We start from the raw sequence: 18,021 nt of genomic DNA on the forward strand, positions 1-18,021 counted from the left end.
CTTCAAGGAGGAATTTTGAAATGAGAATCAACCATAACATCGCTTCGCTCAACACGTACCGTCAGTTGAACACAAACTCTGCTGCAACTGCAAAAAACATTGAGAAATTGTCTTCTGGTCTTCGTATCAACCGTGCTGGCGATGACGCTGCCGGGTTGGCGATTTCTGAAAAAATGCGTGGGCAGATTCGTGGTTTAGATATGGCCTCCAAAAACGCACAAGACGGTATCTCTATGATTCAAACTGCTGAGGGTGCACTAAATGAAACTCACAGCATTTTGCAACGTATGCGTGAACTCGCTGTACAGTCTGCCAGTGATACCAACAATGACAATGACCGTGCGGAGCTTCAAAAAGAAGTTGCACAGTTAAAGGGTGAAGTAGACCGTATCCGTGATACAACCGAGTTTAATACGAAGAAGTTGCTAAACGGAGACTTAGGTGTTAACACATCTCTGGACGCAACTAATGCAGCAAAACTTGGGGCTACTGTTACTATTAACAACGATAACCTTGCTACCGATATTTACAAGTTTGATACTGGTGGAACCGGGAAAATTACTACTTCTACAACTCTTGACAGCTCCACAATTGGTGGATTCACAGCAGCTGCAGGTGACTTTGACCTTGCAGCTGGAAAGTCAGCTAACTTGAAATTCGGAACTTATACGCTAGAAGCTAAAGCTGCAGGTGCTAACTTTGACTTGTCTTTAAAAGACGTTAATGGAAATGTTGTTGCTTCTTTGAATAATGCGGACTGGAAAGGTGGAGACGTTGCTTTAGTAGGTGCAGGTGGTGAGAAACTTACACTTACGGCAAATGCTGCTGCAACTGCTGGTGAATCGAAATTCTCCATCGAAGCCAAAATGGTAGATAACTCTGTCACCCTGAAATCTCAAAATGGTGGCGCTAATGCCGCAACGCTTTACACAAGTACTGCTAATGAAACCACTAAGAACGGTAAAATTAATTTAGGTGACATTACAGTCGAATTAGATATTAATTCCGTTCAAGCAGCTGCTGCACAAGTAACATCTAGCATCACTGTAAATAACAAAGCCGCAGAATATCAAATTGGTGCTAACCAAGGACAATCTACAAAGCTTGGTTTTGCCGATATGAGCACAAAAACATTAGGAATTGACAAAGTTGATATTTCAAGTCGCGCTGGTGCACAAGATGCTATCACAAAAATCCAAGCATCTATTGAACGTGTATCTTCCGAGCGTTCCAAGCTTGGTGCTATGCAAAACCGTTTTGAACACACCATCAACAACCTGAACACTTCTTCCGAGAACCTGACTGCAGCTGAATCTCGTATCCGTGACACAGATATGGCAAAAGAAATGATGGAGCAAACTAAAAACAACATTCTTGCACAAGCAGCCCAAGCCATGCTTGCTCAAGCTAACCAACAGCCGCAAGGCGTACTGCAACTGCTCCGTTAATTTTTGGGTTATCAAAGAGACCTTAGTTTACCTAAGGTCTCTTTTTTATTAGATTTTTCTTTCCGCTAAGACTGTTACAATTACCGCTAGTCCTACCGATATAATAAACAAAGATGGTTTTCGGTAAAAAATAACTCAAGAAGGTGATGGAAATGGTAATGCGAATTGGTGGTCTCGTAAGTGGCATGGATACCGATACAATCGTAAGGGACCTGATGAAAGCAAGACGATTACCTCTAGATAAGCTTAAACAAAACAAACAATTGCTCGAATGGAAACGAACCGATTATCGAGACATGAATAGCAAACTTACGAGCTTCCGTGATCTTGTTTTCAATATGAAGTTGCAAGGAACCTTCATGGCTAAGAAAGCGGAGTCTTCAGACGATAAAATTCTAACTGTAGGCTCTAGTACTAGTGCTAATGCCGGCACTTATACAATTCGTATTGATGAGCTTGCCGAAGCTGCTTCACTGACATCCGGTGCCTTGGAGAAAAAGGATTCGACAACAACAATGGCAAGCCTCGGCTTGCTGACAGACACAAAATTAACGATAACAGGGGAAAAAGGGACAGAAACAATAGATGTAGCAACAACAGATTCCATTTCAGGACTCATCAATGCGATCAATGCCAAGTCTACTACTACCGGGGTCAAAGCAAGTTATGATGAGAATCTAGGTCGTTTGTTTTTTACCTCAACGACAACGGGGGAGAAGGCCAAGGTAGAACTTACTAGTGACGATAAAACATTCCTCTCCGGAAAGCTCAAGCTTGCTCAAACAACTGCGGAGGGAAAAAACGCAAAGGTTACCTACAATGGAGATATTCCCGCGGAATTTGCTAGTAATACTTTTACCATTAATGGGATTTCATTCACAGCCAAACAAGCCCAGATGGAAGGCGCTCCACCTATCCGAGTAACCGTTAACCAAGATGTTGACAGTGCCTTCAATACGATAAAGTCTTTCGTAGAAAAGTATAACGAGCTAATTAGTACGATCAATACGAAGGTAACAGAGACTCGTTATCGAAACTTTGCCCCTCTTTCCGACGAACAAAAAGAGGCTATGAAAGACAAGGAAGTTGACCTTTGGGAGGATAAAGCAAAAAGCGGTCTTCTCAAGGGAGACTCCACACTCTCCTCTATTCTTAATAGTATGCGGGTGGCATTATCCACACCGGTGACCGGATTACCAGACAAGCAGATAAACCAACTAAGTCAAATAGGGATTAAGACGGGCGCCTATCAAGATAAAGGAAAGCTATACCTCGACGAAGCAAAATTAAAACAGGCAATTAGTGAAAATCCGGATCAGGTTATGGCTTTGTTTACCGCTTCAGACGGAAAAGACACATCCAGTTCTGCTGATGGTCTCGCTTTTCGGCTATATGACGAAGTTAATGGGGCTGTTAAAGCTCTCACCGAAAAGGCGGGTACTGCCGCCTATCTAACTGACAACAGCCTGATCAGCAAAGACCTAAGAGATATAGACGATAGAATAACCGCACTAACCAACCGACTCACAGACATTGAATCCCGCTATTACCGTCAGTTCAGCGCCATGGAAGCCGCCATGAACAAAGCCAATGCCCAAAGCTCTTCCCTGGCTCAGTATTTTTCAACCGGAAGATAAACAATTCGGTATCTTAGGAAAGGAGAGGCTCTATTGAGCGTACAATTTCCGGCAGGTGAAGGAGTACCCGTAACCGGGGGAAGCGTGTCGTCACGCAAGAATGAAGGAGGGGAAGCAGCCGCGGCTTATGCGAATCCCACTCTGCAATCGATCCAAACTTTGAAGGATCTCAAGCTCGCCGAGCTTCATGGGGATCGCATTACGATCAGCGATCAGCAATTGATCAAAGCGATCGATCGAGCGATTAAGGCCACCCAAGGCCGCCATACCGCTCTTGACGTGAGCGTGCACGAGAAGACCAAGACCATCATGATCAAGGTGATGGACTCCGATACGGGCGATGTTATTCGGGAGATTCCTCCGGAAAAAAGCTTGGACTTTATTGCCCGCATATGGGAATTGGCAGGCTTAGTCGTCGACGAAAAACGATAATTCGTGAAGATAAAATGTAACCTCAGCATTTGAATACCTTACTTGTTTAGGAGGCAACCGTAATGATACAGGCCCAACTCCAGCGCAGCAAATACCTCGAAACCACTGTATCGACCGCCACCCCTGCCCAGCTGCTGCTCATGCTCTTTGACGGCGCTATCCGGAATTGCCGCGCCGGCATCGAAGCGATCCAGCAGAACCGTCCGGCAGACGCCCATAACGCCTTCTCCAAGGCGCAGGACATCATCTCCGAGTTCACGATCACGCTTGACCGGGAAGCGCCGATTGCTGCCGATCTGTTGAAGCTGTATGAATACTTCCAGTTCCGATTGATCGAAGCGAATACCAAGAAGCAGGCGGAACCGGCGGAAGAGGTTCTGCAGCACTTGCAGGAGCTCAAGGAAACGTGGTACCAAGCGTCCAAGCTGCTCGCGCATGCTCCGGTTGCCGCGCAAGCCGAGGCCGTCCATGGATAACCTACTGGCTGCCCTGGAGGAGCTGACCGTTCGCTGCGCCTCGTCCGCCGAGCAGATGGACTACCTGGACATCGAGCGGTTCGTGGAGGAACGCGGCCGCATTCTGGCGTCCATCCAGGCGACTCCCGTCCCGGATAAGAGCCGCTACCAAGAGCAGGTGGAGCGGATTCTGCGCTACGATCCGATCATCCTTGCCCGCATGGAGCAGCTCAAGCAGGAGGCGGCGGACGCGCTGGGGAAGCGATCCGACGCCCGGCGGCAAAAGAGCGCCTATGAGGTAGACTATACACCGGATGCGGTCCTGTTCGACCGCAGAAAATAGAGAGGGCTCTGCTCCCGCTGTCTATTCCAGAACACTGCCGGATGGCGGTGTTTTTTCTTTTATTTATTTTTTCCTACTATTATATAGGCAAATGATGAGCAGACTCGCGGCGGCGGGAGCAAAGAAGCAAAAAATTGGGACGGGACATCGAAAAAAACGGGACGGAAGGCGGATGCGCCGGCCTTGACGGCGCCTCCCGAACCCTGTCGAACGCAGGTCATCCCGTGACGAAAGTTCAGGTCTTGCGATGCATTTTTCCATTCCCATCCAGTGACATACTCACAACTCGGGGACTGTCCCCACTTGTGGATAATGTGCATAACTTTGTGAATAACTAATGAAAACAAGCTTTCACGTTGTGAACAAAACCGTTGACGGAATGTGAATTGTGTATTTTCAGACTATTTTTAGCGGCTTTGCGTTCATTGACAGCCCCTTCTGGCCAGTGGTATAGTCAGGTTGTGAATAAGATGTTCACATTCATTTGATAATGAAGGGAATGTGTCGAATGCAAGGTAAAGTTAAATGGTTTAACGCAGAAAAAGGATACGGTTTCATTGAAACAGAACAAGGCGGGGACGTATTCGTTCACTTCTCTGCAATCCAAGCCGATGGCTTCAAATCCCTTGACGAAGGTCAAGAAGTCGAGTTCGACATTGTGGAAGGCGCACGCGGACCGCAAGCAGCTAACGTAATCAAATTGTAATCCTTTCGGCCGCTTGGCTGATGGCATACATAAGGCATGATTTCGGTAGCGGAAACCCCCAGAATCCTGGGGGTTTTTTCGTGTTCGCCGGATCGTAACCGTTCCGCCGCGGAATGTTCGGAAGCGCTTTTGTAACGGTTCGGTAAATCGTATATAATGAAGGCAGAGAGGAGGAATTAGACCATGCACTATAACATTCGCGGGACCAACCTGGAGATCACCGAACCGCTGAGAGAGTATGTGGAGAAGAAGCTGGGCAAGCTGGAGCGCTACTTCGAGCAGCCGATCCAATCGGAGGCGAACGTCAAGATGAGCGTGCTGAAGGACAGGCAGAACGTGGAAGTCACCATTCCGCTGTCCGGTGTCCTGCTTCGAGCCGAGGAGAAGGGCAACGACATGTATGCCTCGATCGACCTCGTCGTAGACAAGCTCGAACGGCAGATCCGCAAACACAAAACCAAGGTGAACCGGAAGATCCGCCAGGAGAACGACGTGAAAACCCTCTTTATTGAAGACCCGGTCGCCAATGAGCAGCAGCCCCACGAGGAGGAGGAACCGTTTGAGCTCGTGAAGACGAAACGGTTCACGCTGAAGCCGATGGATGTAGAAGAGGCGATCCTGCAAATGAATATGATTGGTCATAATTTCTTTGTCTTCTCCAACAGCGCCGACGCGGAGCAGGTCAATGTCGTGTACAAGCGGCATGACGGCACGTACGGTCTGATCGAACCCGCCAAATAAGCGGCGCAGGCATTCCCTTTCTCTAACCCGGATACATGCTAGTGAGCCTGGCCCGCGAAGGGCCGGGCTTTTTCATACTTGGTCGGCATTTGCTCGGCCGCATGGGAGACCGCTTGCGGGAATGGTTATTCCTTCCTCCTGCTCGCGGTTGTTGCGGCTGCACTTGCAAACTGTTACAATTTCTGTATACTCGATTTTTTGTGGATTTTTGATTGCGAAAGGGGCAGACCCAATGCTGGGACTCGTTAAGAAGATGTTCGGCGATTCGAATGAACGTGAAATAAAAAGATATTTGCGCACGGTAGAGACCATAAACGCGTTGGAACCGGAGATGCAGGCGCTGTCCGATGAGCAGCTTCGGGGGAAGACCGATGAATACAAAGAAAGACTAGCCAAGGGCGAGACGCTTGACGACCTGCTGCCCGAAGCGTTCGCGACGGTACGGGAGGCTTCCCGGCGGGTGCTGAACAAGCGCCATTTTGACGTGCAGATGATCGGGGGCATGGTGCTGCACGAAGGCAAGATTGCCGAGATGAAGACAGGGGAAGGGAAAACCCTCGTAGGTACGCTTCCCGTCTATCTGAACGCGCTCACCGGTAAGGGCGTGCACCTCGTCACCGTCAACGATTACCTGGCGACGGTCGGCATGCAGGAGATGGGGCAGATTTATACGTTCCTCGGCATGTCCGTCGGCCTCAACCTGAACAGCATGGACCATGACCAGAAGCGGGAAGCCTATGCCTGCGACATTACGTACGGCACGAACAACGAATACGGGTTCGATTACCTGCGGGACAACATGGTCTTGTATAAAGAGCAGATGGTGCAGCGTCCGCTCTACTTTGCCATTGTCGACGAAGTGGACTCGATCCTGGTTGACGAAGCCAGGACGCCTCTCATCATCTCCGGACAAGCCGCCAAGTCGACCGAGCTGTACACGACGGCCGACCGGTTCGTCAGCAAGCTGAAGGAAGAAGAGGACTACACGATCGACGTGAAGCTCAAAACCGTCACGCTGACCGAGAAGGGGGTGGAGAAGGCAGAGCGGGCGTTCGGCATCGAGAACCTGTTCGACCACCAGAACGTCATGATCAACCACCACGTGACCCAGGCGCTCAAGGCGCATGCGATCATGAAGCGCGACATCGATTATGTCGTGCAGGAAGACGAGGTCGTTATCGTTGACGAGTTCACGGGACGCCTCATGACGGGCCGCCGGTACAGCGACGGGTTGCACCAGGCGATCGAGGCGAAGGAGCATCTGAAGGTGCAGAACGAGAGCATGACGCTCGCCACCATCACCTTCCAGAACTACTTCCGGATGTACCGCAAGCTGGCCGGCATGACCGGTACGGCGAAGACCGAGGAAGAAGAATTCAAGAAGATCTATGGGCTCGACGTCGTCGTCGTTCCGACCAACCGACCGATGATCCGCAAGGACATGCCGGATATCGTCTACAAGTCGGTTGGCAGCAAATTCCGCGCCGTCGTCGACGAGATCGCCAAGCGGCACGCGAACAACCAGCCGGTGTTGGTCGGTACCGTATCGATCGAGAACTCGGAGCGGCTGTCCGAGATGCTGCGGAAGAAGGGCATCTCGCACAAGGTGCTGAACGCCAAGTACCACCGTGAGGAAGCGGAGATCGTCTCCCTGGCGGGACAAGCCAGCGCAGTGACGATCGCGACGAACATGGCGGGCCGGGGGACGGATATTCTCCTCGGCGAGGGAGTCGACGAAATCGGCGGCCTGCATATAATAGGAACCGAGCGGCATGAGAGCCGCCGGATTGACAACCAGCTCCGCGGCCGTGCCGGCCGTCAGGGAGACCCGGGCTCGTCCCAGTTCTACCTGTCGCTCGAGGACGAGCTGATGCGCCGCTTCGGCGCCGAGAACATCATGGGCATGATGGACAAACTGGGCTTCGAGGAAGACCAGCCCATCGAGAGCCGGCTCATCTCCCGGGCGATCGAGTCCGCACAGAAGCGCGTCGAGGGCAACAACTTCGACGTCCGGAAGGTCGTCCTGCAGTATGACGACGTCATGAACCAGCAGCGGAACATCATCTACAAGCAGCGCAGGGAAGTGCTCGAGTCCGAGAACATCCGCGAAGTGACGCTGAACATGATCTACCCGGTCATCGAGCGGATCGTCGAAGCGCACTGCCCGGCCGACCTCGTGCCGGAGGATTGGGATCTGGAAGCGGTCGCCGACTATGCGAACGGCACCTTCCTCGTGGAAGGCGGCGACGTCAGCAAGGATGAGCTGTGGGGCAAGGAGAAGGAAGAGGTTATCGAATACCTCAAATCGCGTGTGGATGAGCAATATGCCGCCCGTGAGCAGCAGATCGGCGAAGAGAGCATGCGCGAATTCGAGAAGGTCGTCGTGCTCCGCGCCGTCGACAGCAAGTGGATGGACCACATCGACGCGATGGACCAGCTCCGCCAGGGCATTCACCTGAGAGCGTACGGCGGCACCGACCCGTTGCGCGAGTACCAGTTCGAAGGGTACGAGATGTTCCAGGCGATGATCGAGAGCATCCAGGAAGAAGTCGCCAAATATATTATGAAGGCTCACGTCGAGACCAACCTGGAGCGCCAGGCGGTTGCCGAAGGCCAGGCGGTCGACCCGAGCGGAGAGCCCGCAGCCAAGAACCCGGTCGTGCGCCAGGACGACAAGGTGGGACGCAACGACCTCTGCCCGTGCGGCAGCGGCAAGAAATACAAGCAGTGCTGCGGCAAGTAAGCCGCATCGCCGAATCTACATGAAGAGGTGTAACGGATATGATCGACAGCGGAGTGAAACACAGCTTGAAGGACATGGCAAGGCGACTTTCGGAACTTAGGGGGTCTCTTTGACTTAGATTTCAAGCTGGAACAAATCGCCGATTACGAGCAAAAAATGAGTGCCCCCGACTTCTGGGACGACAATGAACGGGCCCAGAAGCTCATCGCGGAGCTGAACGCCATCAAGGACGTCGCCGCCGAGTTCGAAACGCTGTCCTCCGATTACGAGGATCTCGAAGTGATGCTCGCGCTCGCGGAGGAAGAGAACGACGAAAGCCTTGGCGCCGAGCTGGCGACCGGAGTGGAGAGCCTCGCGAACCGCATGGCCGCGTACGAGCTGCAGCTGCTGCTGAACCAGCCGTACGACCGGATGAATGCGATTCTCGAGCTGCACCCTGGGGCGGGAGGCACCGAGTCCCAGGATTGGGCCGAGATGCTGCTGCGGATGTACCGGCGCTGGGCGGAGAAGCGGGACTTCAAGGTTGAGGTGCTCGATTACCTGCCGGGCGACGAAGCCGGGGTCAAGAGCGTTACGCTGCTGATCAAGGGCTTCAACGCATACGGCTACCTGAAGGCGGAGAAAGGCGTTCATCGGCTCGTCCGCATCTCGCCGTTCGACGCGTCGGGCCGCCGGCATACCTCCTTCGTCTCGTGCGATGTCGTACCGGAGATCGACGACGACGTGGAGATCGAGATCCGCAGCGAGGATTTGAAGATCGACACGTATCGGGCGAGCGGCGCAGGCGGCCAGCACATCAACACGACCGACTCGGCCGTGCGGATTACGCACATCCCGACCGGTGTCGTGGTGACGTGCCAGACCGAACGCTCGCAGATCAAGAACCGTGAGCGTGCGATGAAGGTGTTGCGCTCCAAGCTGTACGAGAAGAAGATCGAGGAGCAGCAAAAGCAGCTGGCCGACATTCGCGGCGAGCAGTCCGATATCGCCTGGGGCAGCCAGATCCGCTCCTACGTCTTCCACCCGTACAGCATGGTGAAGGATCACCGGACTCAGGCCGAAACCGGGAACATCGGCTCCGTCATGGACGGGGAGATCGATTTTCTGATCGATGCCTATTTGCGCAACCAGATGGACGCGGGCAAGAACAAGGAAAGCTGATAAAGAACCAACTATGGGAACATCCTACACGTCGAGTGTAGGATGTTTTTTTACCCGTCGGGCGGGTAACGAAAGGCGAAAGCGCCGCCGCTTGAGAAGGAGGAGGGCATCATGGACAAACGGCAGGATCAAACGCCGGGGGAGCAGGAGCCAAAAGGGACAGCTTCGTTAGAGAAAGCGGAGGACATGCAGGAGCGAGTGGACCAGTCCAAGCTGGTCAAACCGGAGGAGATGCGAGAGCGAGTGAGCCAATCCCCGCTGGTCAAGCCGGAGGAGATGGGGGCGATCCTGCGGGCCAAAGCGGCGATGGACGCGGCTCCCAAAGGACGGGGAAAGAGACGCCGGCGACTGCCCGGCGATTCGCGTTATCAGCTGGGGCTGGAGTATGCAGGACTCCTGCTCGGGTCGCTGATCGTGGCGGCCAGCTTCAATCTGTTCCTGAATCCCAATCACGTCGCGTCGGGCGGGGTAACCGGCATCTCCATCATTGTGAACCACCTAACCGGCGTCCAGCCGGCCTATATTCAATGGCTGCTCAATATTCCTCTGTTCCTGCTCGGGCTGCGGCAGCTCGGACGGTCTTTCGGCCTCAAGACGCTCGTCGGCTCGATCGCGCTGCCGCTGTTTGTCCTGCTGCTGAGCGGGCTGCCTCCCGCCACCGACAACCTGCTGCTCGCCACCATCTATGGCGGTATCGGGGTCGGCCTCGGCCTAGGAATGGTCTTCCGCTCCAGGGGATCGACAGGAGGCCTCGATCTCGCCGCCCAGCTGGTGCACCGCTGGACAGGCATCAGCCTGGGGCTCGCCGTGCCGCTCCTGGACGGGATGGTTATCACGGCGGCGGGATTCGTGTTCAATCCCGAGAAAGCGCTCTTTGCGCTGATCGGCCTGTACGTGACCGGCAAGACGATCGACTTCCTTCAGAGCGGGATATCGGTGTCGCGGGTCGCATTCATTATCTCCGGCCGGACCGAGGAGATCTCGCAGGCTATTCTCGTCGATCTGGACCGCGGCTTGACCAAGCTGAGCGGGGAAGGCGGGTATACGGGCACCGAGCGGATGGTGCTCATGGTCGTGCTGCGCTCGACGGAGGTGAGCCGGCTCAAAGCGATCGTGAAGCGCGTTGATCCGAATGCGTTCGTCATCATCAGCGATACGAAGGAAGTTTTGGGAGAAGGCTTCCAACCCCCTGGATAAATCATGTACAATAAACCGGACAGGGATATTTTTGCATTGAATTTTTATTCTTGCGGCTGTATAATCATACATATCTTTTTTATGGAACGTCGCATGGAACGAGGGGGAAGGAACATGGCGGCCAAGATCAGAGCAGCCATTGTCGGGTCGACCGGCTATGGCGGCGTGGAATTGATACGTTTGCTGCTCAGGCATCCTCACGTGGAGATTACTTCGGTCATCTCCTCGTCAACGGCAGGGGTGCCTATTTCTGATGGTTTTCCGCATTTGAATGCGATCCTGACGGACAATCTGGACGCGGTCGACATTCCGCTCATCAAGAGCAAGGCGGACGTTGTATTCGCCGCCACCCCGCACGGTGTCAGCGCGGCACTCGTGCCTCAGCTGCTGGAAGCGGGGCTCAAAGTGATCGACTTGTCGGGCGATTTTCGGCTGAAGAGCGGAGACGTCTACAAGGAATGGTACAAGAAAGACCCGGGACCGGCCGATCTGCTAGAGAAGGCAGTATACGGTCTCGCAGAGGTGTTCGGTGACGAGGTGAAGGGCGTGGAGTTCATCTCGAATCCGGGCTGCTACCCTACCGCGACGCTGCTCGGCCTCATTCCGGCCGTCAAGGCGGGCTGGATCGACGCCGATTCGATTATCGTGGACGCCAAATCCGGAGTGTCCGGCGCCGGGCGCGGACTCAGCATGACCTCGCATTATTCCGAAGTGAACGAGAACTTTTTCGCTTATAAAGTAAACAAACACCAGCACACCCCAGAGGTGGAGCAAGTGCTCGGATGGGCGGCCGGACGCCCGGTGACGACTACGTTCACGACGCATTTGGTGCCGATGACGAGAGGGATTCTGTGCACGATGTACGCGACGCTGACCGAAGCGAAGAGCGAGGAGGACTTCCTGGAGCTGTATCGGGAGTTCTACAGCGGCCGTCCGTTCGTTCGAATCCGTCCGCAGGGTAAAGTCCCGGCGACCAAGGAAGTATGGGGCTCGAACTATTGCGATATCGGCTTCGCGGTTGACCGCCGGACGAATCGGGTCACTATCGTCTCGGTCATTGATAACTTGATGAAGGGCGCTGCCGGTCAGGCGGTTCAGAACCTGAACCTGATGATGGGCTGGGAAGAAACGGCCGGGCTCGAGATGGCCCCCGTGTATCCGTAACGATAGAGGATAGGTGAGCAGGATGAAAAAGGATCAATTTACGGTCGTGACGGATGGCGGCATTACGACGCCCAAGGGCTTTCGGGCCGGGGGGCTGCACTGCGGTCTCAAAAAAACCGAGCGCAACGACCTCGGCGTCATCGTCGCCGATGAGCCGGCGGCTGCGGCCGCTGTGTATACACTGAATGCTTTTCAGGCGGCGCCGTTGAAGGTGACCAAGGAGAGCATCGGCGCAGGCGGCCGCCTGCAGGCGATGCTCGTAAACAGCGGCAACGCGAACGCCTGCACCGGGCAGCAGGGCGAGGAGGACGCGCGGCGGATGCGCGCCGAGATGGCCCGCGTGCTCGGCATCGACGAGCATCTGGTCGGCGTGACGTCGACCGGCGTGATCGGCGAGCTGCTGCCGATGGAGAAGGTGGAGGCGGGCATCGCCTTGCTGCCCGAAAAGCTGTCGGCGGCTGGCAGCGACGACTTTTGCCAGGCGATTCTGACGACTGACCTCGTACGGAAGATGGTATGCGTCAGCGTGACGGTGGGCGGCGAGACGGTTCACATCGCCGGAGCGGCCAAGGGCTCGGGCATGATCCATCCGAACATGGCGACCATGCTCGGCTTCCTGACCACCGACGCGGAGCTGGACGCGGAGCAGCTGCAGGCGCTGCTCGGCGAAGTAACCGACACGACCTTCAATATGATTACCGTGGACGGCGACACGAGCACGAACGACATGGTCGTGGCTATGGCGAGCGGCCGCGCGGGAGGCGGCAAGCTGACGCCTCAGCATCCCCACTGGGAGGCGTATAAGGCGGGATTCCGCTATGTGAGCGAATATCTCGCCAAAGCGATCGCGCGCGACGGCGAAGGCGCGACCAAGCTGATCGAGGTGCAGGTGGCGGGAGCGGAATCGCTGGAGGCGGCCCGCGCCATCGCCAAGACGGTGATCGGCTCGAGCCTCGTCAAGTCGGCCTGCTTCGGCGCCGATGCGAACTGGGGGCGGATCATCGCCGCCGTCGGACGCGCAGGCCAGCAGGTGAACACCGAGACGGTCGATATCCGGCTCGGCGACATCTCGGTGCTTGAGCAGTCGAGACCGGTACGGTTCGACGAAGAACGGGCGGAGGAGTATTTGAAGGGCGAGCTCGTGCAAATTTTTGTGAACTTGCATATGGGCGAGCAGCAAGCAACGGCATGGGGCTGCGATCTGACTTACGACTACGTGCGGATCAACGCTGCGTACCGGACTTAGGAAGCGCGCGGACGGGACCGGACGGCGGTCCCGGACGATCACGATAAGGAAGCAAACCGGACCTTCGGAAGAGGAACCGGTAGGAAAGCGGGTATAGCGATGAACGGGAATTGTTTTGTCATCAAATGCGGGGGCAGCACGCTCGCGGCGCTGCCGGATTCCTTCTTCGCCGACATGAGGCAGCTGCAGGCGGACGGCCGGATTCCGGTCATCGTCCACGGCGGCGGGCCGGCGATCTCCGATACGCTGACGAAGCTCGGCATCGAGACGGAGTTCGTCGGCGGCCTCCGCAAGACGAACGAAGCGGTGCTGGACGTGGTGGAGATGGTGCTCGCAGGTCAGATCAACAAGGAGATCGTCCGCAAAATCCAGGCGAGCGGCGCCAAAGCGCTCGGCCTGTCGGGCATCGACGGGCAGCTGATCACGGCACGCCCGGTCGTGAATAGCGACCAGGTAGGGCTCGTCGGCGACGTGACGGCGGTCAATGCCGGGCTTGTGCAGGGCATTGTCGACATGGGCTATATCCCGGTCATTGCGCCGGTCGGCCTGGACGAGAACGGAAGTCAGCGGTATAACATCAATGCGGACACGGCCGCAGGCGCGGTTGCGTCGCATATCGGCGTCGAGCGGATGATCGTCGTTACCGACGTCCCCGGCATTCTGAAGACGGTGGACGGAAGCAAGCAGGTGCTGCCGTCCGTCACGGTCGCCGAGATCGGCGAGATGATCGAATCGGGCGAGATTTACGGCGGCATGATCCCCAAGGTGAAGGCGGCCATCCAGTGCATTCAGGGCGCAGTGAAGGAAGTCGTCATCGTCGACGGCTCCGTACCGGCGGTGCTCAGCCAAGTGCTGGCGGGAGACGCCATCGGAACGCGCATTATCCGATGAGGCTGTCTGTCGGCGCATGACGTCTCACTCGTTATGCTTGGCGGGAGGGGCGGACCGGAGAAAGCCGGTGCCGTATCTAGTTCCGCGGGCTTGAAACGGGTCGGGGCAAGCGGCTGAGAAAAGAACCTCAGCAGCAGGCCGGCAGGCAGGCACGGACCGCGTTCATGGCATAGTCAATAGTTCATTCCTGCAGGGAGGGAAAAGCGGTATGGAGCAGCAAAGCAGTTCTTTGTTTCCGACGTACGCCCGGTATCCGATCACGATTGTCAAAGGAAAGGGCAGCCGGCTGTGGGACGACACCGGCAAAGAGTATTTGGACCTGATGAGCGGCCTCGCCGTCACCAGCCTCGGGCACTGCCCGGAGGCGGTTAAGCAGGCGCTCGTTGCGCAGCTCGACGAGCTGTGGCATGTGAGCAATCTGTTTCACATTCCGAACCAGGAGAAGCTCGCCGGGCTGCTGACGGCAAACTCGTGCGCCGATCGCGTCTTTTTCTGCAACAGCGGAGCGGAGGCGAACGAGGCGGCGATTAAGGCGGCGCGACGGTATCACCAGAAGGTGCTCAACACGGGGCGTTACGAGATTATCACGTTCCAGCAGTCGTTCCACGGACGGACGCTGGCTACGCTGACGGCGACCGGGCAGGCGAAGGTGCAGGAGGGCTTCCTGCCGCTTCCCGAAGGGTTCGTGTACGCGCCCTTCAATGACGCCGAGGCGCTCGAAGGCTACATTACGGACAAAACATGCGCGATCATGCTGGAGATGGTGCAGGCCGAAGGCGGCGTCATCGTCGCGGATCCGGCTTTCGTGCAGGAAGTGAAGCGGCTGTGCGAGAAGCACAATCTGCTCCTCATCGTCGATGAGATTCAGACCGGCATGGGACGGACCGGCAAGCTGTTCGCCCATGAGCATTACGGTATCGAGCCGGACATCTTCACCGTCGCGAAGGCGATCGCGAGCGGCTTCCCAATGGGCGCCATGCTCGGCAAGGAAAAGCTGGCGGAAGCCTTCACGGCCGGCAGCCACGGCTCGACGTTCGGCGGGACGCCGATCGCCATGGCGGCGGCCATCGCGACCGTCGAGACGATCGTGGGCGACAAGCTGGCGGACCGGGCGGAGGAGCTTGGCCGCTATGTGACGGAGCAGCTGCGAGAGAAGCTGGGCGGCCATCCGCTGGTGAACGAGGTGCGCGGCAAGGGCCTGATCATCGGGATTGGCTGCAAGGAGCCGGTGGCGGACCTGATCGCCGCCATTCATGCGCGCGGCGTGCTGGTCGTGACCGCGGGACCGAACGTCATTCGGCTGCTGCCGAGCCTGCTCGTCACGAAGGAAGAGCTTGATCACGGCATAGAGGTCATTGCCCAAGTGCTTGCGGAACGGACGGCGGCAGTTTAGACGCCGGAACAACCGGCAGGAGCTAGTGGTTACCCCAAAGGAGTGAGGAAATGGCAGAGCAATTGAACATAGAGCTGAGAACGGATCTGAAGGGACGGGACTTCATCGGACTGGTGGATTACTCCCCGGAGGACATTCAATATTTGATCGATCTGGCGGTCGAGCTGAAGCGCAAAACCAAGGCGGGCGAGCCCTACCAGCCGCTGAAAGGCAAGACGCTCGGCATGATCTTTGAGAAATCGTCGACGCGGACACGCGTTTCGTTCGAGGTCGGCATGTACCAGCTGGGCGGACACGCGCTCTTCCTGAGCCGCAACGACCTGCAGATCGGGCGCGGCGAGCCGATCATGGACACCGCGCAGGTGATGTCGCGTTATCTCGACGGCATCATGATCCGCACATTCGCGCACCGCACGGTCATTGATCTGGCGCGGGGGTCAACCGTACCGGTCATCAACGGCTTGTCGGATCTGTCCCACCCGTGCCAGGCGCTGGCCGATTACCAGACCATCTTTGAGCACAAGGGCAGCCTGAAAGGCCTCAAAATCGCCTACATCGGCGACGGCAACAACATGGCGCACTCGCTCATGATCGGCGCCGCCAAGCTCGGCATGACCATTGCGGTCGCGACGCCGGAAGGCTACGGCCCGGACAAGGAAGTGCTTGCCGCCTCGCAGGAAGCCGCCCAGCAAAACGGCGGCGCCTGCATCGTCACCCACGATGCGCGGGAGGCAGTCGAGCAGGCGGACGTCGTCTATACCGACGTCTGGGCAAGCATGGGCTTCGAAGCCGAGCAGAAGGAGCGCGAGAAGGCGTTCCATGCGTTCCGGGTGAACGAGGAGCTGACCAAGTACGCGAAGCCGGATTACCTGTTCATGCACTGCCTGCCCGCCCACCGCGGCGAGGAAGTGAGCGAGGGCGTCATCGACGGCAAGAACTCGATCATCTTCGATCAGGCGGAGAACCGGCTGCACGCGCAAAAGGCCATTATGGCCGCGATTATGTAAAAACCCGCGGGAGGCGGACGGAGCATCCGCCCGCCTTTCGGTGCGGATAGATTCGGAAGGGCGGCCCGACGGGGAGAAAGAGCCGGTGAAGGGCCGGTCCCCGCTGACGCCGCCCGCCTAAGCGGAATGCAAAATCATTTTATGGGGAAAAAGGTGGAGAGCTTCATGGCGAAAGATAAAATTGTACTCGCCTATTCCGGCGGGTTGGACACGTCCGTCATCCTGACATGGCTGAAAGAGACGTATGACGCGGAGATCATTACCTTCACGGCCGATATTGGCCAGAAGGACGAGCTGGACGGACTGGAGGAAAAGGCGCTTCGCACCGGTGCCTCCAAGGTATACATCGACGACCTGCGTGAGGAATTCGCGAAGGACTTCATCTTCCCGATGTTCCAAGCGGCTGCTCTGTACGAAGGCCAGTACCTGCTCGGCACAAGCATCGCCCGTCCGCTGATCGCGAAGCGGATGGTCGAGATCGCGCGCAAGGAAGGCGCCATTGCCATCGCACACGGCGCGACCGGCAAAGGCAACGACCAGGTGCGCTTCGAGCTGACCGCTGCCGCTCTGGCGCCGGAGATCGGTGTCATTGCACCGTGGCGGCTGGACGCGTTCCGCGAGCAATTCCCGGGCCGCGCCGAGATGATCGCCTACGCCGAGAAGCACGGCATTCCGGTGCAGGCGACGGCCTCGAAGCCGTATTCGACCGACCGCAACCTGCTTCACATCAGCTTCGAGAGCGGCATGCTCGAGGATCCGTGGTTCGATGCGAGTGCGGAATCGAACGAAGACATGTATGTGCTCAGCGTGTCTCCGGAGAGAGCGCCCGACCAGGCCGAGTACCTGGAGCTCGAGTTCGAGCAGGGCAACTGCGTAGCGCTGAACGGCGAGCGCATGGAGCCGCTGCAGGTGATGGAGAAGCTGAACGAGCTGGGCGGCAAGCACGGCGTCGGTCGGATCGACATGGTGGAGAACCGCTTCGTCGGCATGAAGAGCCGCGGCGTGTACGAGACGCCGGGCGGCACGATCCTGTTCCAGACCCACCGCATGATGGAGTCGCTGACGATGGATCGCGACGTGATGCATCTGCGCGACTCGCTCATCAGTAAGTATGCTTCGCTCGTGTACAACGGCTTCTGGTTCGCTCCGGAGCGTCTCGCGCTGCAAGCGCTGGTGACCGAGAGCCAGAAGAACGTGACGGGTACGGTCCGCGTGAAGCTGTACAAAGGCAACGTGATCGGAGCCGGCGTGAAGAGCCCGGTCAGCCTGTACAACCCGGACATCGCGACGATGGAAGCCGACCCGACGCAAGCTTACGACCAAGGCGACGCGACCGGGTTCATCCGGCTGAACGCCCTGCGCCTCAAGGTGGGCGCCGGCGTCGCGCAAAACGCGAAATAAGAACATGTCGGGGCCGCTGGCAGGCGGCCCTTTTGCTGGTAAGGGAACATAGGGAA

At 56.7% G+C, this 18,021-nt stretch carries 16 protein-coding genes; all 16 read left to right on the top strand.

All coding sequences use genetic code 11. The features are described 5' to 3' along the window. Nucleotides 1-20 precede the first annotated feature (20 nt). The 16 genes from KJS47_RS20870 (at nucleotide 21) to KJS47_RS20945 (ending at nucleotide 17,965) form a co-directional block, all read left to right on the top strand. Nucleotides 21-1,448 (top strand): flagellin N-terminal helical domain-containing protein, encoded by a 1,428-nt coding sequence (locus tag KJS47_RS20870; RefSeq protein WP_213527347.1) that lies wholly within the window; start codon nucleotides 21-23, stop codon nucleotides 1,446-1,448. Between the two features lie 152 nt (nucleotides 1,449-1,600). After that, nucleotides 1,601-3,085, top strand: a complete 1,485-nt coding sequence (locus KJS47_RS20875) for a flagellar hook-associated protein 2 (protein ID WP_213527349.1) — start codon at nucleotides 1,601-1,603, stop codon at nucleotides 3,083-3,085. Nucleotides 3,086-3,118: 33 nt separating this feature from the next. After that, nucleotides 3,119-3,517 carry a flagellar protein FlaG gene (locus KJS47_RS20880; protein ID WP_249716615.1) on the top strand — a complete coding sequence of 133 codons (399 nt, stop codon included), beginning with the start codon at nucleotides 3,119-3,121 and terminating at the stop codon, nucleotides 3,515-3,517. 62 nt (nucleotides 3,518-3,579) lie between these two features. Continuing rightward, nucleotides 3,580-3,993, top strand: a complete 414-nt coding sequence (fliS, locus tag KJS47_RS20885; RefSeq protein WP_213527351.1) for a flagellar export chaperone FliS — start codon at nucleotides 3,580-3,582, stop codon at nucleotides 3,991-3,993. Next, complete coding sequence (gene fliT, locus KJS47_RS20890; RefSeq protein ID WP_213527353.1) at nucleotides 3,986-4,315, top strand: flagellar protein FliT; 330 nt, start codon at nucleotides 3,986-3,988, stop codon at nucleotides 4,313-4,315. Before fliS ends, fliT begins: the two co-directional genes overlap by 8 nt. Before the next feature lie 508 nt (nucleotides 4,316-4,823). Next, nucleotides 4,824-5,021, top strand: coding sequence for a cold shock domain-containing protein (locus KJS47_RS20895; RefSeq protein WP_213527355.1), 198 nt, complete (start codon nucleotides 4,824-4,826; stop codon nucleotides 5,019-5,021). A gap of 183 nt (nucleotides 5,022-5,204) precedes the next feature. Beyond that, nucleotides 5,205-5,762, top strand: coding sequence for a ribosome hibernation-promoting factor, HPF/YfiA family (gene hpf / locus KJS47_RS20900; protein ID WP_213527357.1), 558 nt, complete (start codon nucleotides 5,205-5,207; stop codon nucleotides 5,760-5,762). A gap of 232 nt (nucleotides 5,763-5,994) precedes the next feature. Next, a complete protein-coding gene (gene secA, locus KJS47_RS20905; RefSeq protein ID WP_213527359.1) occupies nucleotides 5,995-8,505 on the top strand; it encodes a preprotein translocase subunit SecA in 2,511 nt (836 codons plus the stop codon). A 38-nt stretch (nucleotides 8,506-8,543) separates the two neighbouring features. Further along, nucleotides 8,544-9,666, top strand: a protein-coding gene (gene prfB, locus KJS47_RS20910; protein ID WP_213527361.1) for a peptide chain release factor 2 whose coding sequence is annotated in 2 segments (ribosomal slippage) — nucleotides 8,544-8,615 and nucleotides 8,617-9,666 — 1,122 coding nt in all. Because the reading frame shifts where the segments join, the coding sequence is not laid out codon by codon here. Between the two features lie 306 nt (nucleotides 9,667-9,972). Next, nucleotides 9,973-10,863: a YitT family protein gene (locus tag KJS47_RS20915; RefSeq protein WP_213527436.1), complete on the top strand. Its 891-nt coding sequence runs from the start codon at nucleotides 9,973-9,975 to the stop codon at nucleotides 10,861-10,863. A gap of 114 nt (nucleotides 10,864-10,977) precedes the next feature. Further along, complete coding sequence (argC, locus tag KJS47_RS20920; protein WP_213527363.1) at nucleotides 10,978-12,027, top strand: N-acetyl-gamma-glutamyl-phosphate reductase; 1,050 nt, start codon at nucleotides 10,978-10,980, stop codon at nucleotides 12,025-12,027. Nucleotides 12,028-12,049: 22 nt separating this feature from the next. Next, on the top strand, nucleotides 12,050-13,273 hold the full coding sequence (gene argJ / locus KJS47_RS20925) for a bifunctional glutamate N-acetyltransferase/amino-acid acetyltransferase ArgJ (RefSeq protein WP_213527365.1): 1,224 nt from the start codon (nucleotides 12,050-12,052) through the stop codon (nucleotides 13,271-13,273). Between the two features lie 99 nt (nucleotides 13,274-13,372). Beyond that, nucleotides 13,373-14,164, top strand: a complete 792-nt coding sequence (argB, locus tag KJS47_RS20930; protein ID WP_213527367.1) for an acetylglutamate kinase — start codon at nucleotides 13,373-13,375, stop codon at nucleotides 14,162-14,164. Nucleotides 14,165-14,372: 208 nt separating this feature from the next. Further along, complete coding sequence (locus KJS47_RS20935; RefSeq protein ID WP_213527369.1) at nucleotides 14,373-15,557, top strand: acetylornithine transaminase; 1,185 nt, start codon at nucleotides 14,373-14,375, stop codon at nucleotides 15,555-15,557. Between the two features lie 50 nt (nucleotides 15,558-15,607). After that, nucleotides 15,608-16,564 (top strand): ornithine carbamoyltransferase, encoded by a 957-nt coding sequence (argF, locus tag KJS47_RS20940; RefSeq protein ID WP_213527371.1) that lies wholly within the window; start codon nucleotides 15,608-15,610, stop codon nucleotides 16,562-16,564. Between the two features lie 165 nt (nucleotides 16,565-16,729). After that, nucleotides 16,730-17,965 carry an argininosuccinate synthase gene (locus KJS47_RS20945; RefSeq protein WP_213527373.1) on the top strand — a complete coding sequence of 412 codons (1,236 nt, stop codon included), beginning with the start codon at nucleotides 16,730-16,732 and terminating at the stop codon, nucleotides 17,963-17,965. The last annotated feature ends 56 nt before the right edge of the window (nucleotides 17,966-18,021 follow it).

Source organism: Paenibacillus sp. J31TS4, assembly GCF_018403265.1.
GTDB lineage: Bacteria > Bacillota > Bacilli > Paenibacillales > NBRC-103111 > J31TS4.

What these genes read in the sequence shown, in the direction of transcription:
- argB (WP_213527367.1), top strand. Translation starts at nt 13,373, where the DNA reads ATGAACGGGAATTGTTTTGTCATCAAATGCGGGGGCAGCACGCTCGCG.
- argF (WP_213527371.1), top strand. Translation starts at nt 15,608, where the DNA reads ATGGCAGAGCAATTGAACATAGAGCTGAGAACGGATCTGAAGGGACGG.
- KJS47_RS20870 (WP_213527347.1), top strand. Translation starts at nt 21, where the DNA reads ATGAGAATCAACCATAACATCGCTTCGCTCAACACGTACCGTCAGTTG.
- argC (WP_213527363.1), top strand. Translation starts at nt 10,978, where the DNA reads ATGGCGGCCAAGATCAGAGCAGCCATTGTCGGGTCGACCGGCTATGGC.
- argJ (WP_213527365.1), top strand. Translation starts at nt 12,050, where the DNA reads ATGAAAAAGGATCAATTTACGGTCGTGACGGATGGCGGCATTACGACG.
- KJS47_RS20945 (WP_213527373.1), top strand. Translation starts at nt 16,730, where the DNA reads ATGGCGAAAGATAAAATTGTACTCGCCTATTCCGGCGGGTTGGACACG.
- fliT (WP_213527353.1), top strand. Translation starts at nt 3,986, where the DNA reads ATGGATAACCTACTGGCTGCCCTGGAGGAGCTGACCGTTCGCTGCGCC.
- secA (WP_213527359.1), top strand. Translation starts at nt 5,995, where the DNA reads ATGCTGGGACTCGTTAAGAAGATGTTCGGCGATTCGAATGAACGTGAA.
- hpf (WP_213527357.1), top strand. Translation starts at nt 5,205, where the DNA reads ATGCACTATAACATTCGCGGGACCAACCTGGAGATCACCGAACCGCTG.
- fliS (WP_213527351.1), top strand. Translation starts at nt 3,580, where the DNA reads ATGATACAGGCCCAACTCCAGCGCAGCAAATACCTCGAAACCACTGTA.
- KJS47_RS20935 (WP_213527369.1), top strand. Translation starts at nt 14,373, where the DNA reads ATGGAGCAGCAAAGCAGTTCTTTGTTTCCGACGTACGCCCGGTATCCG.
- KJS47_RS20875 (WP_213527349.1), top strand. Translation starts at nt 1,601, where the DNA reads ATGGTAATGCGAATTGGTGGTCTCGTAAGTGGCATGGATACCGATACA.
- KJS47_RS20915 (WP_213527436.1), top strand. Translation starts at nt 9,973, where the DNA reads ATGGACGCGGCTCCCAAAGGACGGGGAAAGAGACGCCGGCGACTGCCC.
- KJS47_RS20895 (WP_213527355.1), top strand. Translation starts at nt 4,824, where the DNA reads ATGCAAGGTAAAGTTAAATGGTTTAACGCAGAAAAAGGATACGGTTTC.